Annotated in this window: 21 protein-coding genes; 4 read left to right on the plus strand and 17 right to left on the minus strand. The window is 67.3% G+C overall.

Annotation, left to right across the window (positions count from 1 at the left end; translation table 11 throughout):
* Positions 1 to 23: 23 nt before the first annotated feature.
* The 4 genes from AC1Q7O_RS18440 to pdeM are packed head-to-tail and all read left to right on the plus strand — an operon-like array spanning position 24 to position 5,851.
* Positions 24 to 1,052: a ligase-associated DNA damage response exonuclease gene (locus AC1Q7O_RS18440; RefSeq protein ID WP_492662412.1), complete on the plus strand. Its 1,029-nt coding sequence runs from the start codon at positions 24 to 26 to the stop codon at positions 1,050 to 1,052.
* Positions 1,049 to 2,716 (plus strand): ATP-dependent DNA ligase, encoded by a 1,668-nt coding sequence (locus AC1Q7O_RS18445; RefSeq protein WP_492662411.1) that lies wholly within the window; start codon positions 1,049 to 1,051, stop codon positions 2,714 to 2,716. Before AC1Q7O_RS18440 ends, AC1Q7O_RS18445 begins: the two co-directional genes overlap by 4 nt.
* The gene (locus AC1Q7O_RS18450; protein ID WP_492662410.1) at positions 2,691 to 5,207 is read left to right on the plus strand and encodes a ligase-associated DNA damage response DEXH box helicase; all 2,517 of its coding nucleotides are present in this window, start codon (positions 2,691 to 2,693) and stop codon (positions 5,205 to 5,207) included. Before AC1Q7O_RS18445 ends, AC1Q7O_RS18450 begins: the two co-directional genes overlap by 26 nt.
* Positions 5,204 to 5,851 (plus strand): ligase-associated DNA damage response endonuclease PdeM, encoded by a 648-nt coding sequence (pdeM, locus tag AC1Q7O_RS18455; protein WP_492662409.1) that lies wholly within the window; start codon positions 5,204 to 5,206, stop codon positions 5,849 to 5,851. Before AC1Q7O_RS18450 ends, pdeM begins: the two co-directional genes overlap by 4 nt.
* A gap of 58 nt (positions 5,852 to 5,909) precedes the next feature.
* On the opposite strand, the gene rplQ is transcribed toward pdeM, so the two are convergent.
* The 17 genes from rplQ to rplX all read right to left on the minus strand — a co-directional run bounded on the left by rplQ (position 5,910) and on the right by rplX (position 14,681).
* Entirely contained in the window at positions 5,910 to 6,299 is a 390-nt protein-coding gene (gene rplQ / locus AC1Q7O_RS18460) for a 50S ribosomal protein L17 (protein WP_119046650.1), read from the minus strand.
* A gap of 95 nt (positions 6,300 to 6,394) precedes the next feature.
* Entirely contained in the window at positions 6,395 to 7,384 is a 990-nt protein-coding gene (locus AC1Q7O_RS18465) for a DNA-directed RNA polymerase subunit alpha (RefSeq protein WP_056194188.1), read from the minus strand.
* A 139-nt stretch (positions 7,385 to 7,523) separates the two neighbouring features.
* The gene (rpsD, locus tag AC1Q7O_RS18470; protein ID WP_394402120.1) at positions 7,524 to 8,147 is read right to left on the minus strand and encodes a 30S ribosomal protein S4; all 624 of its coding nucleotides are present in this window, start codon (positions 8,145 to 8,147) and stop codon (positions 7,524 to 7,526) included.
* A gap of 235 nt (positions 8,148 to 8,382) precedes the next feature.
* Positions 8,383 to 8,787 (minus strand): 30S ribosomal protein S11, encoded by a 405-nt coding sequence (gene rpsK / locus AC1Q7O_RS18475; protein WP_056194196.1) that lies wholly within the window; start codon positions 8,785 to 8,787, stop codon positions 8,383 to 8,385.
* A 26-nt stretch (positions 8,788 to 8,813) separates the two neighbouring features.
* On the minus strand, positions 8,814 to 9,179 hold the full coding sequence (gene rpsM / locus AC1Q7O_RS18480; RefSeq protein ID WP_132576742.1) for a 30S ribosomal protein S13: 366 nt from the start codon (positions 9,177 to 9,179) through the stop codon (positions 8,814 to 8,816).
* Between the two features lie 30 nt (positions 9,180 to 9,209).
* Positions 9,210 to 9,323 (minus strand): 50S ribosomal protein L36, encoded by a 114-nt coding sequence (gene rpmJ, locus AC1Q7O_RS18485; RefSeq protein WP_056194202.1) that lies wholly within the window; start codon positions 9,321 to 9,323, stop codon positions 9,210 to 9,212.
* Between the two features lie 59 nt (positions 9,324 to 9,382).
* A complete protein-coding gene (gene infA, locus AC1Q7O_RS18490; protein WP_009855680.1) occupies positions 9,383 to 9,601 on the minus strand; it encodes a translation initiation factor IF-1 in 219 nt (72 codons plus the stop codon).
* Positions 9,602 to 9,655: 54 nt separating this feature from the next.
* Positions 9,656 to 10,966, minus strand: a complete 1,311-nt coding sequence (gene secY / locus AC1Q7O_RS18495; RefSeq protein ID WP_492662408.1) for a preprotein translocase subunit SecY — start codon at positions 10,964 to 10,966, stop codon at positions 9,656 to 9,658.
* A gap of 23 nt (positions 10,967 to 10,989) precedes the next feature.
* The gene (rplO, locus tag AC1Q7O_RS18500) at positions 10,990 to 11,421 is read right to left on the minus strand and encodes a 50S ribosomal protein L15 (protein ID WP_492662407.1); all 432 of its coding nucleotides are present in this window, start codon (positions 11,419 to 11,421) and stop codon (positions 10,990 to 10,992) included.
* A complete protein-coding gene (gene rpmD, locus AC1Q7O_RS18505) occupies positions 11,421 to 11,603 on the minus strand; it encodes a 50S ribosomal protein L30 (RefSeq protein ID WP_056877725.1) in 183 nt (60 codons plus the stop codon). The genes rplO and rpmD overlap by 1 nt, the downstream gene beginning before the upstream one ends.
* A 20-nt stretch (positions 11,604 to 11,623) precedes the next feature.
* Positions 11,624 to 12,145: a 30S ribosomal protein S5 gene (rpsE, locus tag AC1Q7O_RS18510; protein ID WP_492662406.1), complete on the minus strand. Its 522-nt coding sequence runs from the start codon at positions 12,143 to 12,145 to the stop codon at positions 11,624 to 11,626.
* An 18-nt stretch (positions 12,146 to 12,163) separates the two neighbouring features.
* Positions 12,164 to 12,520: a 50S ribosomal protein L18 gene (gene rplR / locus AC1Q7O_RS18515; RefSeq protein WP_492662405.1), complete on the minus strand. Its 357-nt coding sequence runs from the start codon at positions 12,518 to 12,520 to the stop codon at positions 12,164 to 12,166.
* 11 nt (positions 12,521 to 12,531) lie between these two features.
* Entirely contained in the window at positions 12,532 to 13,065 is a 534-nt protein-coding gene (gene rplF, locus AC1Q7O_RS18520; RefSeq protein WP_492662404.1) for a 50S ribosomal protein L6, read from the minus strand.
* An 18-nt stretch (positions 13,066 to 13,083) separates the two neighbouring features.
* Positions 13,084 to 13,479, minus strand: coding sequence for a 30S ribosomal protein S8 (gene rpsH, locus AC1Q7O_RS18525; protein ID WP_119046642.1), 396 nt, complete (start codon positions 13,477 to 13,479; stop codon positions 13,084 to 13,086).
* A gap of 23 nt (positions 13,480 to 13,502) precedes the next feature.
* A complete protein-coding gene (gene rpsN, locus AC1Q7O_RS18530; RefSeq protein WP_233374013.1) occupies positions 13,503 to 13,808 on the minus strand; it encodes a 30S ribosomal protein S14 in 306 nt (101 codons plus the stop codon).
* A gap of 8 nt (positions 13,809 to 13,816) precedes the next feature.
* Positions 13,817 to 14,356, minus strand: coding sequence for a 50S ribosomal protein L5 (gene rplE, locus AC1Q7O_RS18535; RefSeq protein ID WP_492662403.1), 540 nt, complete (start codon positions 14,354 to 14,356; stop codon positions 13,817 to 13,819).
* Between the two features lie 10 nt (positions 14,357 to 14,366).
* Positions 14,367 to 14,681 carry a 50S ribosomal protein L24 gene (gene rplX, locus AC1Q7O_RS18540; RefSeq protein ID WP_268169247.1) on the minus strand — a complete coding sequence of 105 codons (315 nt, stop codon included), beginning with the start codon at positions 14,679 to 14,681 and terminating at the stop codon, positions 14,367 to 14,369.
* Positions 14,682 to 14,683 lie beyond the last annotated feature (2 nt).

Below are 14,683 nucleotides of genomic sequence, written 5' to 3' on the forward strand. Positions count from 1 at the left end.
CGCGGCTTGGGCACACTGCACGCATGCCCGACCTGGTGACCCGCCGGCCGCAGGGGCTCTACTGCGAGCCCGGCGGCTTCTACATCGACCCCTGGCTGCCGGTGGACCGCGCCGTCATCACGCACGCGCATGCCGACCACTGCCGGCCCGGCCACGGCGCCTACCTCGCGCAGCGCGACGCGCTGGGCCTGATGCGCGCCCGGCTGGGCGACGACGCACCGCTGGAGGGGCTGGCCTACGGGGAGACACGCCGCATCGGCGACGTGGCGGTGAGCCTGCACCCGGCCGGCCACGTGCTCGGCTCGGCGCAGGTGCGCCTCGAGCACGGCGGCCAGGTGTGGGTGGTCGCCGGCGACTATTTCGTCAGCGGCGCGGGCGACTGCAACACGACCTGCGCGCCGTTCGAGCCGGTGTGCTGCGACGTGTTCGTCACCGAGAGCACCTTCGGGCTGCCGATCTACCGCTGGGCGCCGCAGACGGCGGTGCTGGCCGACATGCGCGACTGGTGGATGGACTGCGCCGCGCAGGGCCGGCACGCGCTGCTGATGGGCTACAGCCTGGGCAAGGCGCAGCGGCTGGTCGCCGGGCTCGCGACGGCCGACGCCCCCGGGCCGGTGCTGGTGCACGGCGCCGTGGCCCGGCTGAACGCGGCCTACCGCGAGGCGGGCATCGCACTGCCCGACGTCGAGACCGTCACGCCGGAGACGAACTTCAAGGCGCTGCGCGGCGCCCTCGTCATCGCGCCGCCGGCCATGCAGGGCAGCCGCTGGGCCAAGGCGCTGGGCCCGCATGGCGATGCCTTCGCCAGCGGCTGGATGCGGCTGCGCGGTGCGCGCCGGCGCCGTGGCGTGGACCGCGGCTTCGTGTTCAGCGACCACGCCGACTGGCCCGGGCTGCTGTCGGCCATCCGCGCCACCGGGGCGCAGCGCGTCATCGTCACGCATGGCGACGAGGGCACGCTGGTGCGCTACCTGACCGAACTGGGCCTGCAGGCCGAGGCCTTCGCCACCGAGTACGGCGACGATACGCCAGGCGCGGAGGCATCCGAATGAAGGATTTCGTCGCCCTCTACCTCGCGCTGGATGCCAGCACGTCCACGCTGGCCAAGGTGGCGGCGCTGAAGCGCTACCTGGCCGACGCTGCGCCGCGCGACGCGGCCTGGGCGGTCTACCTGCTGGCCGGCGGCACGCCGCGGCGCGCGGTACCCACGGGCGAGCTGCGCGCGCTGGCCTGCGAGGCGGCCGCGCTGCCGACCTGGCTGTTCGAGGCCGGCTACGCGGCCACCGGCGACCTGGCCGAAGCCATCGCCTACGTGCTGCCCGACCCGGAGGACCGCCTGGACGCATCGCTCGCGGACTGGATGACGCAGCGCATCCTGCCGCTGCGCCAGGCGGACGCCGCGGCGCGCCGCGAGGCCGTGCTGGCCGCGTGGCGCGGGCTGTCGGCGGACGAGCGCTTCATGTACGTGAAGCTGGTGGGCGGGGGCTTTCGCGTCGGCGTCAGCAAGCTGCTGGTGCAGCGGGCGCTGGCCGAGTGGTCGGGCGCCGACGCGGCCGGCATCGCGCAGCGCATGATGGGCTACACGCAGATCGACACGCCGCCGACGGCCGAGCGCTTCCAGGCGCTGCTGGCCGACGAGCCCGGCGGCGCGCGAGGCGGCCAGCCCTACCCGTTCTTCCTGGCGCACCCGCTCGTGGTCGAGCCCGCCACGCTGGGCGAGCGCGGCGACTGGCTCGCCGAGTGGAAGTACGACGGCATCCGCGCGCAGGTGGTGAAGCGCGACGGCCAGGTGTGGATCTGGTCGCGCGGCGAGGAGCTGGTGACGGAGCGCTTCCCCGAGGTGACGCTGGAGGCCAGCACCTGGCCCGACGGCATGGTCGTCGACGGCGAGCTGCTGGCCTGGCGCCATGGCGAGGCCGCGCCGGCGCCGTTCGCGCTGCTGCAAAAGCGCATCGGCCGCACCCGGCTGTCCAAGGCCATCCTCGCCGAAGCGCCCGTGCGGCTGCTGGCCTACGACCTGCTGGAGAGCGACGGCGTGGACCGCCGCGCCGAGCCGATGCACGCCCGGCGCGCGCGGCTGGAGCGCCTGGGCATCGCGGTGTCACCGCTGGTCGACGCCGCCGACTGGCCCGGCCTCGCCGCGGCCCGCGCAGGCTCGCGCGAACGCCGCGTCGAGGGCCTGATGCTGAAGCATCGCGAGTCCGCCTACGGCATCGGCCGCACGGTGGGGGCGTGGTGGAAATGGAAGGTCGCGCCGCTCAGCGTGGACGCCGTGCTGGTCTACGCGCAGGCCGGCCACGGCCGCCGCGCCAACCTCTACACCGACTACAGCTTCGCCGTGTGGAACCGGGCGCCGCGCGATGCCACGGAGGCCGAGGCCGCGCTGGACGCGCCGGGCGGCGAGCTGGTGCTGGTGCCGTTCGCCAAGGCCTACTCGGGCCTGACCGACGAGGAGATCAAGCGCGTGGACCGCGAGATCCGCCGCACGACGGTGGAGAAGTTCGGCCCGGTGCGGCGCGTGCGGCCCACACTGGTGTTCGAGCTGGGCTTCGAAGGGCTGCAGGCCAGCACGCGGCACAAGAGCGGCATCGCCGTGCGCTTCCCGCGCATGCTGCGCATCCGCGACGACAAGCCGCTGCACGAGGCCGACACGCTGGACACGCTGCGCGCGCTGATGGAGGTCGGGCCGCATGGCCAGCACATCGCCGACGACTGACTGGCTGGCCGCGCGCGGCTGGCAGGCCTTCCCGTTCCAGAAGAACGTCTGGAAGGCCATGCGCGCCGGCCACTCCGGCCTGCTGCATGCCACCACCGGCAGCGGCAAGACGCTGGCCGTGTGGCTGGGCGCGCTGCAGGCGCTGGCCGACGCCGAGGCGCCGCTGACGGTGCTGTGGATCACGCCGATGCGCGCGCTGAGCCAGGACACGCTGCTGGCGCTGCAGGACGCCGCGGCCACGCTGGCGCCGCACTGGACGCTGGCCGCCCGCACCGGCGACACCTCCAGCGGCGAGCGCGCGTCGCAGCAGCGCCGCTGGCCCACGGCGCTCGTCACCACGCCGGAGTCGCTGAGCCTGATGCTCGCCCGCGCCGACGCGCCGGAGGTGCTGAGACGCGTGCGGCTGGTCGTCGTCGACGAATGGCACGAGCTGCTGGGCAGCAAGCGCGGCGTGCAGCTGCAGCTGGCGCTGGCGCGGCTGCGGCGCTGGAACCCGGCGCTGATGACCTGGGGCCTGTCGGCCACGCTGGCCAACCTGGAGGAGGCCGCCGACACGCTGGCGCCCGGCGCGGTCATCGTGCGCGGGGCGCAGGACAAGAAGATCGTCATCGACACGCTGCTGCCGCCACGCATCGAGCGCTTCGCCTGGGGCGGGCACATGGGGCTGACGATGCTGCCGGCGGTCGTCGAACACATCGACGCTGCGGCCAGTACGCTGGTGTTCACGAACACGCGCTCGCAATGCGAGCGCTGGTTCCAGGCGCTGCTGGAAGCGCGGCCCGACTGGGCCGGCCTCGTCGCGCTGCACCACGGCTCGGTGGACGCCGAGGCGCGCCGCTGGGTGGAGGCGGCGATGAAGGCGGGTCAGCTCAAGTGCGTGGTTTGCACGGCGAGTCTGGATCTGGGCGTGGACTTCCTGCCGGTGGAGCAGGTGCTGCAGATCGGCTCGGCCAAGGGCGTGGCGCGGCTGCTGCAGCGCGCCGGCCGCAGCGGCCACGCGCCGGGCCGGCGCTCGCACGTGACGCTGGTGCCCACGCACAGCCTGGAGATCATCGAGGCCTCGGCGCTGCGCGCGGCCGTGCGGGCCGGCCGCATCGAGCCGCGCCGCCCGCCCGAAGCGCCGCTGGACGTGCTGGTGCAGCACCTCGTCACCATCGCGCTGGGCGGCGGCTTCCGGCCCGACGAGCTGCTGCCCGAGGTGCGCAGCGCACCGAACTACCGGCCACTGAGCGACGGCGCCTGGCAGTGGGCGCTGGACTTCGTGCGGCATGGCGGCGACTCGCTGCGCGCCTACCCGGACTTCCAGCGCGTGGTGCCCGACGACGCCGGCGTCTGGCGCGTGCCCGACGCGCGCCTGGCGCGGCGCCACCGCAGCAACATCGGCACCATCGTGTCGGACGCGGTCATGAGCGTGCAGTTCCTGACCGGCGGCCGCATCGCGACGGTGGAGGAGAGCTTCATCGCGCGGCTGCGGGCGGGCGACGTGTTCCTGCTGGGCGGCCGCTCGCTGGCGCTGGTGCGCGTGGAGGGGCTGACCGCCTACGTGCGCGCCGCTCCGCCGGGCAAGGCGCTGCTGCCGCGCTGGGACGGCGGCCAGTTCGCCATCTCCGACACGCTGGCCGAGGCGATGCGCGACCGCTTCGACGAGGCGCGCGACGGCCGCTTCACCGACCGCGAGATGCGCTTCGTCGCGCCGCTGCTGCGGCTGCAGGCCGACTGGTCGGCGCTGCCGGGGTCGCAGCAGTTGCTGGCCGAGTCGATGCGCTCGGCGGACGGGCACCACCTCTTCCTCTACCCCTTCGCTGGCCGCACCGTCCACCTGGGGCTGGCGGCGCTGCTGGCCTGGCGCGCCGGGCGCGACACGCCGGCCACGTTCACGATGGCCGTCAACGAGTACGGGCTGGAGCTGCTGAGCGCCACCGAGATCGACTGGGCCGCCCGGCTGCAGCCGCTGCTGGCGCCGGTGAGCCGCGAGACGCTGCGCGAGGAGGTGCTGGCCAGCCTGAACGCCAGCGAGCTGGCGCGGCGGCGCTTCCGCCAGATCGCCCGCATCGCCGGGCTGATCTTCCAGAGCCACCCGGGCGAGGCGCGCAGCCAGCGCCAGCTGCAGGCGTCGGCGTCGCTGTACTTCGACGTGTTCCGCCAGCACGACCCCGGCAACCGGCTGCTGCGCCAGGCCGAGGGCGAGCTGCTGTCGGCGGAGCTGGACGTCGACGCGCTGGACCGCTGCCTCACGCGCCTGGCGGGCCAGCAGCTGGACCTGCAGCAGCCGGCGCGCGCGACGCCGCTGGCCTTCCCGCTGATGGTGGAGCGGCTGCGCGAGCGGGCGTCCACGGAGTCGCTGGCGCAGCGGCTGTCGCGCATGCTGGCCGACCTGGAGGCCGCGGCGGGCGGCAAGCCGGCTGCGGCGGTGGATCTTGGCGCGCGGCTGGCGTTCGGCCAGGCGCCGGCCCCGCCGCGCGCGCCACGCGAACGCCGGAGGCGCCGGTGAGCCTGCCCCTCGACGTCGCGGGCGAGACGCTGTGGCTGCTGCCGGACGGCGCCGTCTGGTGGCCAGCCGCCCGCACGCTGTTCGCAGCCGACCTGCACCTCGGCAAGGGCGCGGCCTTCCGCGCACAAGGCCAGCCGGTGCCGGCCGGCAGCAGCGCGCGCACGCTGGCGCGGCTGGAAGGGCTGGTCACCCGCCACGGCGCCGAGCGGCTCATCGTGCTGGGCGATTTCTGGCACGGCGCCGACGGGCTGACGGCCGCGCTGCTGGACGACGTCGCCGCGTTCGCACGGCGCGTGGCCACCGTGCTGGTGCTGGGCAACCACGACCGGCGCATCCATCCGCCGGCACTGCCGCTGCAGACCGTCAACGGCGTCCTGCCGCTGGGCCCGCTGGCAGCGGCCCATGAGCCGCCGCCGCACGGCACGCCCGGCTTCACGCTGGCGGGGCACCTGCACCCAGCGGTCAGCCTGCGCGGCCGCGCGGGTGACCGGCTGCGGCGCCCGTGCTTCGTGCGCCACCCGCATGCGCTGGTGCTGCCCGCCTTCGGCGGCCTGACCGGCGCCTTCACGCTGCGCCCGCGCGATTTGCTGGGCGCCCACGTTGCGGTACTGGGGGACGACAGCGTGCACTGGCTGCCACGCTGAACAGCGGGCGCAAAAAAGCCCGCGCGAGGCGGGCTTGTCAGATCAGCGGACGCTGAGCTTATTCGGCGGCTTCGCCAGCGGTCTCGCCTTCGGCGCGATCCACCAGTTCAACGAAAGCCATGGGCGCGTTGTCGCCGACGCGGAAGCCCATCTTCAGGATGCGGGTGTAGCCGCCCGGACGAGCCGCGAAGCGCGGGCCCAGCACGTTGAACAGCTTGGTGACGATGTCACGGTCGCGCAGGCGGTCGAACGCCAGGCGGCGGTTGGCCAGCGTGGGTTCCTTGGCCAGCGTGATCAGCGGCTCGACGACGCGACGCAGTTCCTTGGCCTTGGGGACCGTGGTCTTGATCGCTTCGTGCTCGAGCAGAGACACGCACATGTTGCGCAGCATGGCAGCGCGGTGGGCGCTGGTGCGGTTGAGTTTGCGGAGGCCGTTACGGTGACGCATGGTGCTTTTCCTTTCACTTCATTAATGCCGCCAGCCGGATCAGGTACTGGCGGGTGCACCGGGTGGCGTTGGTCAGCGCGCCACCCTTCTAAAAATTAACGCTTGTCCAGACCTTGCGGCGGCCAGTTTTCCAGGCGGGCGCCCAGAGTCAGACCGCGCGAAGCCAGCACTTCCTTGATTTCGTTGAGCGACTTGCGACCCAGGTTCGGGGTCTTCAGCAGCTCGGTCTCGGTGCGCTGGATCAGGTCGCCGATGTAGTAGATGTTTTCGGCCTTCAGGCAGTTGGCCGAACGCACGGTCAGTTCGAGCTCGTCGACCGGGCGCAGCAGGATCGGATCGAAGCTGCTGGAGCGCTGGGCCGGCTGGTCGAAGGCGTCGACCAGGTCGGTGCCTTGCAGCTGGGCGAACACAGCCAGTTGCTCAACCAGGATCTTGGCCGAAGCACGGATCGCTTCCTCGGGCGAGATGGCGCCGTTGGTTTCGATTTCCATGACCAGCTTGTCCAGGTCGGTACGCTGCTCGACGCGGGCGTTCTCGACGGCGTAGCTGACGCGCTTGACCGGGCTGAACGAGGCGTCCAGCACGATGCGGCCGATGCTCTTGGTCGGCTCGTCGCCGAAGCGGCGCATCGTGCCCGGCACGTAGCCGCGGCCCTTCTCGACCTTGATCTGCATGTCCAGCTTGCCGCCTTGCGACAGGTGGGCAATGACGTGCTCGGGGTTGATGATCTCGACGTCGTGCGGGGTCTGGATGTCAGCCGCCGTGACGGGACCTTCACCTTCCTTGCGCAGGACCAGCGTGACTTCTTCGCGGTTGTGCAGGCGGAAGACGACGCCCTTGAGGTTCAGCATGATGTGAACCACGTCCTCTTGCACGCCGTCGATGGCCGAGTACTCGTGCAGCACGCCGGCGATCGTCACTTCCGTCGGCGCATAACCCACCATCGACGAGAGCAGCACACGGCGCAGGGCATTGCCCAGGGTGTGACCGTAGCCGCGTTCGAACGGCTCCAGCGTGACCTTGGCGCGATGACCGCCCAGGGGCTCCACGTTGATGGACTTGGGTTTGAGCAAGTTGGTTTGCATGAGGTCTTTCTTTCAATACCCTCGGTTCGTTACACCGATAAGGCTGAGGACCAGCCGGGCAGAGCCTTCGAAGGGCGGATAAGCCCGGACGAGGAAACGCCGACCGCGCCTTTGCAGGCGTGATCGGCGGGGGGAACGATTAACGCGAGTACAACTCGACGATCAGCGATTCGTTGATCTCGGCGCCGAACTCGTCGCGGTCAGGCGCCTTCTTGAACACGCCTTCCAGCTTGGTGCCGTCAACGGCCACCCAGGCCGGCAGACCGATGGAGTCGGCCAGCTTGAACGACTCGGTCACGCGCAGCTGCTTCTTGGCCTTTTCGCGCACGGCGACGGTGTCACCGGCCTTGACCAGGTAGGAAGCGATGTTGACGACCTCGCCATTCACCACGATGCCCTTGTGCGAAACCAGCTGACGGGCTTCTGCGCGGGTGGAGCCGAAGCCCATGCGGTAGACGACGTTGTCCAGGCGCGATTCCAGCAGTTGCAGCAGGTTCACGCCGGTCGAGCCCTTGCGGCGCTCGGCTTCGGCGAAGTAGCGGCGGAACTGGCGCTCCAGCACGCCGTACATGCGCTTGACCTTCTGCTTTTCGCGCAGCTGCAGGCCGAAGTCAGACGTACGCTGACCGGACGTGCGGCCATGCTGGCCGGGCTTGCTGTCGAACTTGGCCTTGTCGCTGATGGCGCGGCGGGCGCTCTTCAGGTAGAGGTCGGTGCCTTCGCGGCGGGAAAGTTTGGCCTTGGGGCCGAGGTAGCGTGCCACTTTGAGTGTCCTTGTTCAATCTGACGCCAGTTGCCTGACGCGAGTCCAGCCGGTGTTGTTGTGGGCTTGGACGGTGGGCTTACGAGCCGGTCCTTTCACGCACAGCGAAATGAGACCAACTCAAGACTGAAGCCGGCGCGGCACCTGAGTGCCCGCCGGCTTCGGGAAAACGCGCGATTATCGCACCGTCATCCGAATCTGCAAAATCCCTGTCACCTGGCGGTGATGGAGTTGCTTAGATGCGGCGACGCTTCTGCGGACGGCAGCCGTTGTGCGGCACCGGCGTCACGTCAGAGATCGAGTTGATGCGGATGCCGAGGGCGGCCAGAGCGCGCACCGACGATTCGCGACCCGGGCCCGGGCCCTTGATCTTGACGTCCAGGTTCTTGATGCCCTGCTCTTGAGCAGCGCGACCCGCCACTTCAGCCGCCACCTGGGCTGCGAAAGGCGTCGACTTGCGCGAACCCTTGAAGCCCTGGCCGCCCGACGAAGCCCACGACAGGGCGCCGCCTTGACGGTCGGTGATGGTGATGATGGTATTGTTGAACGACGCGTGGACGTGCGCAATGCCGTCAGCAACGTTCTTGCGAACCTTCTTGCGAACGCGCTGAGCCGCCGAATTGTTGGGAGCCTTTGCCATATTGACCTTCTTTCAGTTCGGGCAGCTTACTTCTTGCCGGTCGCAGCCGACTTGCGCGGACCCTTGCGGGTGCGGGCATTCGTGCGGGTGCGCTGGCCGCGCATCGGCAGGCCACGGCGGTGGCGGAAGCCACGGTAGCAGCCGAGGTCCATCAGACGCTTGATGTTGATGGACTGCTCACGGCGCAGATCGCCTTCGATGGTCAGCTTGTTGACTTCATCGCGGATCTTTTCGAGATCGCCGTCAGTCAGGTCCTTGACCTTCTTTTCGAACGGGATACCGCAAGTCGTGCAGATCTTCTGAGCGGTCGTACGGCCAATGCCGTAGATCGAAGTCAGGCCGATCTCAGTGTGCTTTTGCGGCGGAATGTTGATACCAGCAATACGTGCCATGGTGGTCCTCTAGTCCTGTCGTGCGGCCAATCAGCCCTGGCGCTGCTTGTGGCGCGGGTCGGTGCAGATCACGCGCACCACGCCCTTGCGGCGGATGATCTTGCAATTGCGGCACATCTGCTTCACGGATGCCGAAACTTTCATGGTCTGCTCCTTGGCCTAACTCTTTTTGCGCTCTTGGCGCGTCCGGGGGTTCAAACAGCTCACTTCGCCCGGAACACGATGCGAGCACGACTCAAATCGTAGGGTGTCAGCTCCACAGTCACTTTGTCGCCAGGCAGGATGCGGATGTAGTGCATCCGCATCTTGCCGGAGATGTGACCGAGAACGACATGCCCGTTCTCCAACTTCACACGAAACGTAGCGTTGGGGAGGTTCTCCAGAATCTCGCCCTGCATCTGAATGACGTCGTCTTTCGCCATGCCTACGCTTCGTGTGGGTTAGTTCAAATTTTTCCTAACAACAGCTCGCTACCCTCAGCTGGGCTTGAAGCTTGCCTTCTTCAGCAGTGATTCGTACTGCTGACTCATGATGTAGCTCTGCACCTGAGCCCAGAAGTCCATCGTCACGACGACGATGATCAACAGGGACGTGCCACCGAAATAGAACGGCACGTTGTACTTCAGCGTCAGGAACTCGGGCAACAGGCAGACCAGCGTGATGTAGATCGCACCAGCCAGCGTCAGTCGCGACAGGATCTTGTCGATGTGCTTCGCGGTCTGCTCACCCGGACGGATGCCCGGAATGAACGCGCCACTCTTCTTCAGGTTGTCAGCGGTCTCGCGGCTATTGAACACGAGCGCCGTGTAGAAGAAGCAGAAGAACACGATCGCGCCGGCATACAGCATCACGTAGATCGGCTGCCCCGGGCTGATCGCGCCAGCCAGGTCCTTCAACCAGCGCAGGCCTTCACTGTTCGCAAACCAGCTCACCACCGTGGTCGGCAGCAGGATGATCGACGACGCGAAGATCGGCGGGATCACGCCCGACATGTTCAGCTTCAAGGGCAGGTGCGACGACTGGCCGCCATAGACCTTGTTACCGACCTGGCGCTTGGCGTAGTTCACCAGGATCTTGCGCTGACCACGTTCGACGAACACCACAACGAAGGTCACCGCAACGATCAGCGCCACGATGAACAGCGCCGTGCCGTAACCCATCGCACCGGTGCGCACCAGCTCGAACAGACCACCGATCGCACTGGGCAGGCCCGCCGCGATACCGGCAAAGATCAGGATCGAGATGCCGTTGCCCAGACCACGCTCGGTGATCTGCTCACCCAGCCACATCAGGAACATCGTGCCGGCCACCAGGCTGGACACCGCCGTCAGACGGAAGCCAAAACCAGGGCTCAACACCAGACCTGCCGTGCCTTCCAGTGCCAGCGCGATGGACAGGCTCTGGAACAGAGCGAGACCTAGCGTGCCGTAACGGGTGTACTGCGTGATCTTGCGGCGGCCCGCCTCGCCTTCCTTCTTCAGCTGCTCCAGCGTCGGGACGACGTACGTCATCAGCTGGATGACGATGGAGGCCGAGATGTAGGGCGTGATGCCCAACGCGAACACGGTGAAGCGCGACAGCGCGCCGCCCGAGAACATGTTGAACAGGCTCAGGATGCCACCGGCCTGACCCTTGAAGAACTGCTGCAGCTGGACCGGGTCGATACCGGGCACGGGGATATGCGCCCCGATGCGGTAGACAACCAGGGCCAGCGCCAGGAACACAAGCCGGCGACGCAGGTCACCGAACTTGCCGCTCTTGGCCAGCTGATTCGCGTTGGTAGCCACGCTGGATCAGTTCCTGTGCTGGATTAGGCGACCGAGCCGCCCGCCGCCTCGATGGCCGCCTTGGCGCCCTTCGTGGCGTTCACGCCCTTCAGCGTGACCTTGCGCTCGATGGCGCCTGCCAGGATGACCTTGACCGACTTCGTCAGCTGCGGCACCAGGCCGACGGCCTTCAGCGTCGACACGTCGATCTCTTCACCGGCCAGACCTTGCAGGTCGGTCAGCGTGATCTCGGCGTTGTACTTCAGCGTCAGCGACTTGAAGCCACGCTTGGGCAGGCGACGCTGCAGCGGCATCTGGCCGCCTTCGAAGCCGACCTTGTGGTAGCCACCAGCGCGGGACTTCTGGCCCTTGTGGCCGCGACCTGCGGTCTTGCCCAGGCCGGAGCCGATGCCACGGCCGACACGGCGCTTGGCATGCTTGGCGCCCTCTGCGGGCTTGATCGTGTTGAGTTCCATCACAGCACCTGAACCAGGTAAGCGATCTTGTTGATCATGCCGCGCACGGCGGGCGTGTCTTCCAGCGTGCTCTGGCTGTTCAGCTTGCGCAGACCCAGGCCGACCACGGTGGCACGGTGCGAGGCGCGGCAGCCAATGGGGCTGCGCACCAACTTGACCGTCACGGTTTTCTTGTCAGACATCTTGTGCTCCGCTCTGGCGATCAGTTGAAGATCTCTTCAACCGTCTTGCCGCGCTTGGCAGCGACTTCCGACGCCGTGGTGGAACGCTTCAGAGCGTCCAACGTGGCGCGGACCATGTTGTAGGGGTTCGTCGAACCGTGGCTCTTGGACACGATGTCGGTGACACCCATCACTTCGAAGACAGCGCGCATCGGGCCGCCTGCGATGACGCCGGTACCGACGGGAGCCGGCGCCAGCATGACGCGCGACGCGCCGTGCTCGCCGAGCACGTTGTGGTGCACGGTGCCGTTCTTCAGCTGGACCTTGATCATGTTGCGGCGGGCCGATTCCATGGCCTTCTGCACCGCGACCGGCACTTCCTTGGCCTTGCCCTTGCCCATGCCGATGCGGCCATCGCCGTCGCCGACCACCGTCAGAGCGGCGAAGGACAGCGTGCGGCCACCCTTCACAACCTTGGTGACGCGGTTGACCGCGATCATCTTTTCCTTCAGGCCGTCGTCGTTGCCTTCAGCCTGAGCGCCGCGGGGTTGAAACTTTGCCATTTCGTATTCCTTGATGCGTCAGAACTGCAGACCGGCTTCGCGGGCTGCTTCGGCCAGCGCCTTGACGCGGCCGTGGTAGGCGAAGCCCGAGCGGTCGAAAGCGACCTTCTCGACGCCGGCAGCCTTGGCCTTCTCGGCGATCAGCTTGCCGACCAGCGTGGCAGCGGCGACGTTGCCGCCGTTGCTCAGCTGTTCGCGAACCGACTTCTCGGCGGTAGACGCAGCGGCCAGCACCTTGCCACCGTCTTCCGACAGGACCTGGGCGTAGATGTGCAGATTGGAGCGGAACACCGTCAGACGGGCCACGCGCTGCAGGGCGATGCGAGCACGGGTCTGGCGCGAACGACGCAGGCGTTGTTCTTTCTTGGTCATCATGGCGCGGCTCCTTACTTCTTCTTGGTCTCTTTGAGGGAGACCTTCTCGTCCGAATAACGGATGCCCTTGCCCTTGTAGGGCTCGGGCGGACGGAAGGCGCGCACCTCAGCGGCGATCTGGCCGACGACCTGGCGGTCAGCACCCTTGATGACGATTTCCGTCTGGGTGGGGCACTCGACCTTGATACCGGCCGGCATGTCCTTCACCACGGGGTGAGAGAAACCGATCTGCAGGTTCAGCTTCTGGCCTTGGGCCTGGGCACGGAAGCCCACGCCAACCAGATTCAGCTTCTTCTCGAAGCCCTTGCTGACGCCGTTGACCATGTTGGCCACCAGCGCGCGCATCGTGCCGCTCATCGCGTCGGCTTCCGTCGACTCGTTGGCGGGCACAAAGCTCAGCTTGCCGGCTTCGTTCTTGATGTTGACAAGGCTGTTCGCCGGACGCACCAGCGTGCCGAGAGAGCCCTTGACGCTGATGGCTTCAGCGCCGATGGTCACGTCCACACCTTGCGGGACGTTGACCGGCATTTTTCCTACGCGGGACATTGTTTCCTACTCCTTCGCTTAGGCGACGTAGCAGAGGACCTCGCCACCGATACCGGCAGCGCGGGCCTTGCGGTCCGTCATGACGCCTTGCGGGGTCGTCACAATTGCCACACCCAGGCCATTCATGACCTGAGGGATGTCGTGGCGGCCCTTGTAGATGCGCAGACCGGGGCGGCTGACACGCTCGATGCGCTCGATGACCGGACGGCCAGCGTAGTACTTCAGCGAGATTTCCAGCTCCGGGCGGGCAGCCTCGCCGCGAACGGCGAAGTCGTCGATGTAGCCTTCGTCCTTCAGGACCTTGGCAATCGCCACCTTCAGCTTGGACGACGGCATCACAACGTTCGTCTTCTCGACGATCTGCGCGTTGCGGATGCGGGTCAGCATATCGGCGATGGGATCACTCATGCTCATTTGCGATATCTCCTATCAGCCGATTACCAGCTGGCCTTGACGACACCGGGGATGTCGCCCTTGAAGGCCAGTTCACGAATCTTGTTACGGGCCAGGCCGAACTTGCGGAAGGTGCCGCGCGGGCGACCCGTCAGCTCGCAGCGGTTACGCAGGCGAGTGGGGTAGGCATTGCGGGGCAGCTTTTGCAGTTCGAGGCGAGCGGCGTAGCGCTCTTCTTCGGACTTCTTGCTGTCGTCGATGATGGCCTTGAGTTCAGCGTACTTCTTGGCGAACTTGGCGACCAGCGCCTCGCGCTTCAGCTCACGTTGTTTGATCGAGAGTTTTGCCACGGGGCACCTCAGTTCTTGAACGGAAACTTGAACGCAGCCAGCAGAGCCTTGGCTTCGTCGTCCGTCTTGGCAGTCGTCGTGATGCTGATGTTCAGACCACGCAGAGCATCCACCTTGTCGTACTCGATTTCGGGGAAGATGATCTGTTCTTTGACGCCGATGTTGTAGTTGCCACGGCCGTCGAACGAGCGGCCGGAGATACCACGGAAGTCACGAACGCGCGGCAGCGCGATCGTCACGAAGCGGTCCAGGAATTCATACATCTGGACACCGCGCAGCGTGACCATCGCACCGATGGGCACGTTGTCACGAATCTTGAAGCCGGCGATGGCCTTCTTCGACTTCGTGACCACGGGCTTCTGGCCGGCGATCCTGGTCAGGTCGCCCACGGCGTGGTCCATGACCTTCTTGTCGGCGACCGCCTCGCTCACACCCATGTTGAGCGTGATCTTGGTGATGCGCGGAACTTCCATGACCGACTTGTAGCCAAACTTTTCAGTCAGGCTAGGCACGATTTTTTCGCGGTAATGCGTTTGCAGACGAGCCATGTCGGACCTCTTATGCCTTGATCTCTTCGCCGGTCGACTTGAAGACGCGCACCCGCTTGCCGTCGACGAGCTTGACGCCCACGCGATCGGCCTTGCCGGAGGCGGCGTTGAAGATCGCCACGTTGGATTGATGGATGGGCATGGTCTTGTCGACGACGCCACCGGTGGTGCCCTTCATGGGGTTGGGCTTGACGTGCTTCTTGACGACATTGACGCCTTCGACGACCACGTGGTCTTCGTCAGCGCGCGCGGTCACAGTGCCGCGCTTGCCCTTGTCGCGGCCGGTCAACACGATGACCTGGTCGCCGGTACGGATCTTGTTCATGG

The organism is Roseateles sp. GW823-FHT07B05, from assembly GCF_058794515.1.

Excerpts from the sequence above, each read along its gene's own strand:
- AC1Q7O_RS18450 (WP_492662410.1), top strand. The coding sequence starts at position 2,691 with ATGGCCAGCACATCGCCGACGACTGACTGGCTGGCCGCGCGCGGCTGG.
- rplO (WP_492662407.1), bottom strand. The coding sequence starts at position 11,421 with ATGGAACTCAACACGATCAAGCCCGCAGAGGGCGCCAAGCATGCCAAG.
- rplE (WP_492662403.1), bottom strand. The coding sequence starts at position 14,356 with ATGGCTCGTCTGCAAACGCATTACCGCGAAAAAATCGTGCCTAGCCTG.
- rplR (WP_492662405.1), bottom strand. The coding sequence starts at position 12,520 with ATGATGACCAAGAAAGAACAACGCCTGCGTCGTTCGCGCCAGACCCGT.
- AC1Q7O_RS18445 (WP_492662411.1), top strand. The coding sequence starts at position 1,049 with ATGAAGGATTTCGTCGCCCTCTACCTCGCGCTGGATGCCAGCACGTCC.
- rpsM (WP_132576742.1), bottom strand. The coding sequence starts at position 9,179 with ATGGCACGTATTGCTGGTATCAACATTCCGCCGCAAAAGCACACTGAG.
- rpmD (WP_056877725.1), bottom strand. The coding sequence starts at position 11,603 with ATGTCTGACAAGAAAACCGTGACGGTCAAGTTGGTGCGCAGCCCCATT.
- rplF (WP_492662404.1), bottom strand. The coding sequence starts at position 13,065 with ATGTCCCGCGTAGGAAAAATGCCGGTCAACGTCCCGCAAGGTGTGGAC.
- AC1Q7O_RS18465 (WP_056194188.1), bottom strand. The coding sequence starts at position 7,384 with ATGCAAACCAACTTGCTCAAACCCAAGTCCATCAACGTGGAGCCCCTG.
- rpmJ (WP_056194202.1), bottom strand. The coding sequence starts at position 9,323 with ATGAAAGTTTCGGCATCCGTGAAGCAGATGTGCCGCAATTGCAAGATC.
- AC1Q7O_RS18440 (WP_492662412.1), top strand. The coding sequence starts at position 24 with ATGCCCGACCTGGTGACCCGCCGGCCGCAGGGGCTCTACTGCGAGCCC.
- rpsH (WP_119046642.1), bottom strand. The coding sequence starts at position 13,479 with ATGAGCATGAGTGATCCCATCGCCGATATGCTGACCCGCATCCGCAAC.
- rplQ (WP_119046650.1), bottom strand. The coding sequence starts at position 6,299 with ATGCGTCACCGTAACGGCCTCCGCAAACTCAACCGCACCAGCGCCCAC.
- rpsK (WP_056194196.1), bottom strand. The coding sequence starts at position 8,787 with ATGGCAAAGGCTCCCAACAATTCGGCGGCTCAGCGCGTTCGCAAGAAG.
- infA (WP_009855680.1), bottom strand. The coding sequence starts at position 9,601 with ATGGCGAAAGACGACGTCATTCAGATGCAGGGCGAGATTCTGGAGAAC.
- rpsE (WP_492662406.1), bottom strand. The coding sequence starts at position 12,145 with ATGGCAAAGTTTCAACCCCGCGGCGCTCAGGCTGAAGGCAACGACGAC.
- rplX (WP_268169247.1), bottom strand. The coding sequence starts at position 14,681 with ATGAACAAGATCCGTACCGGCGACCAGGTCATCGTGTTGACCGGCCGC.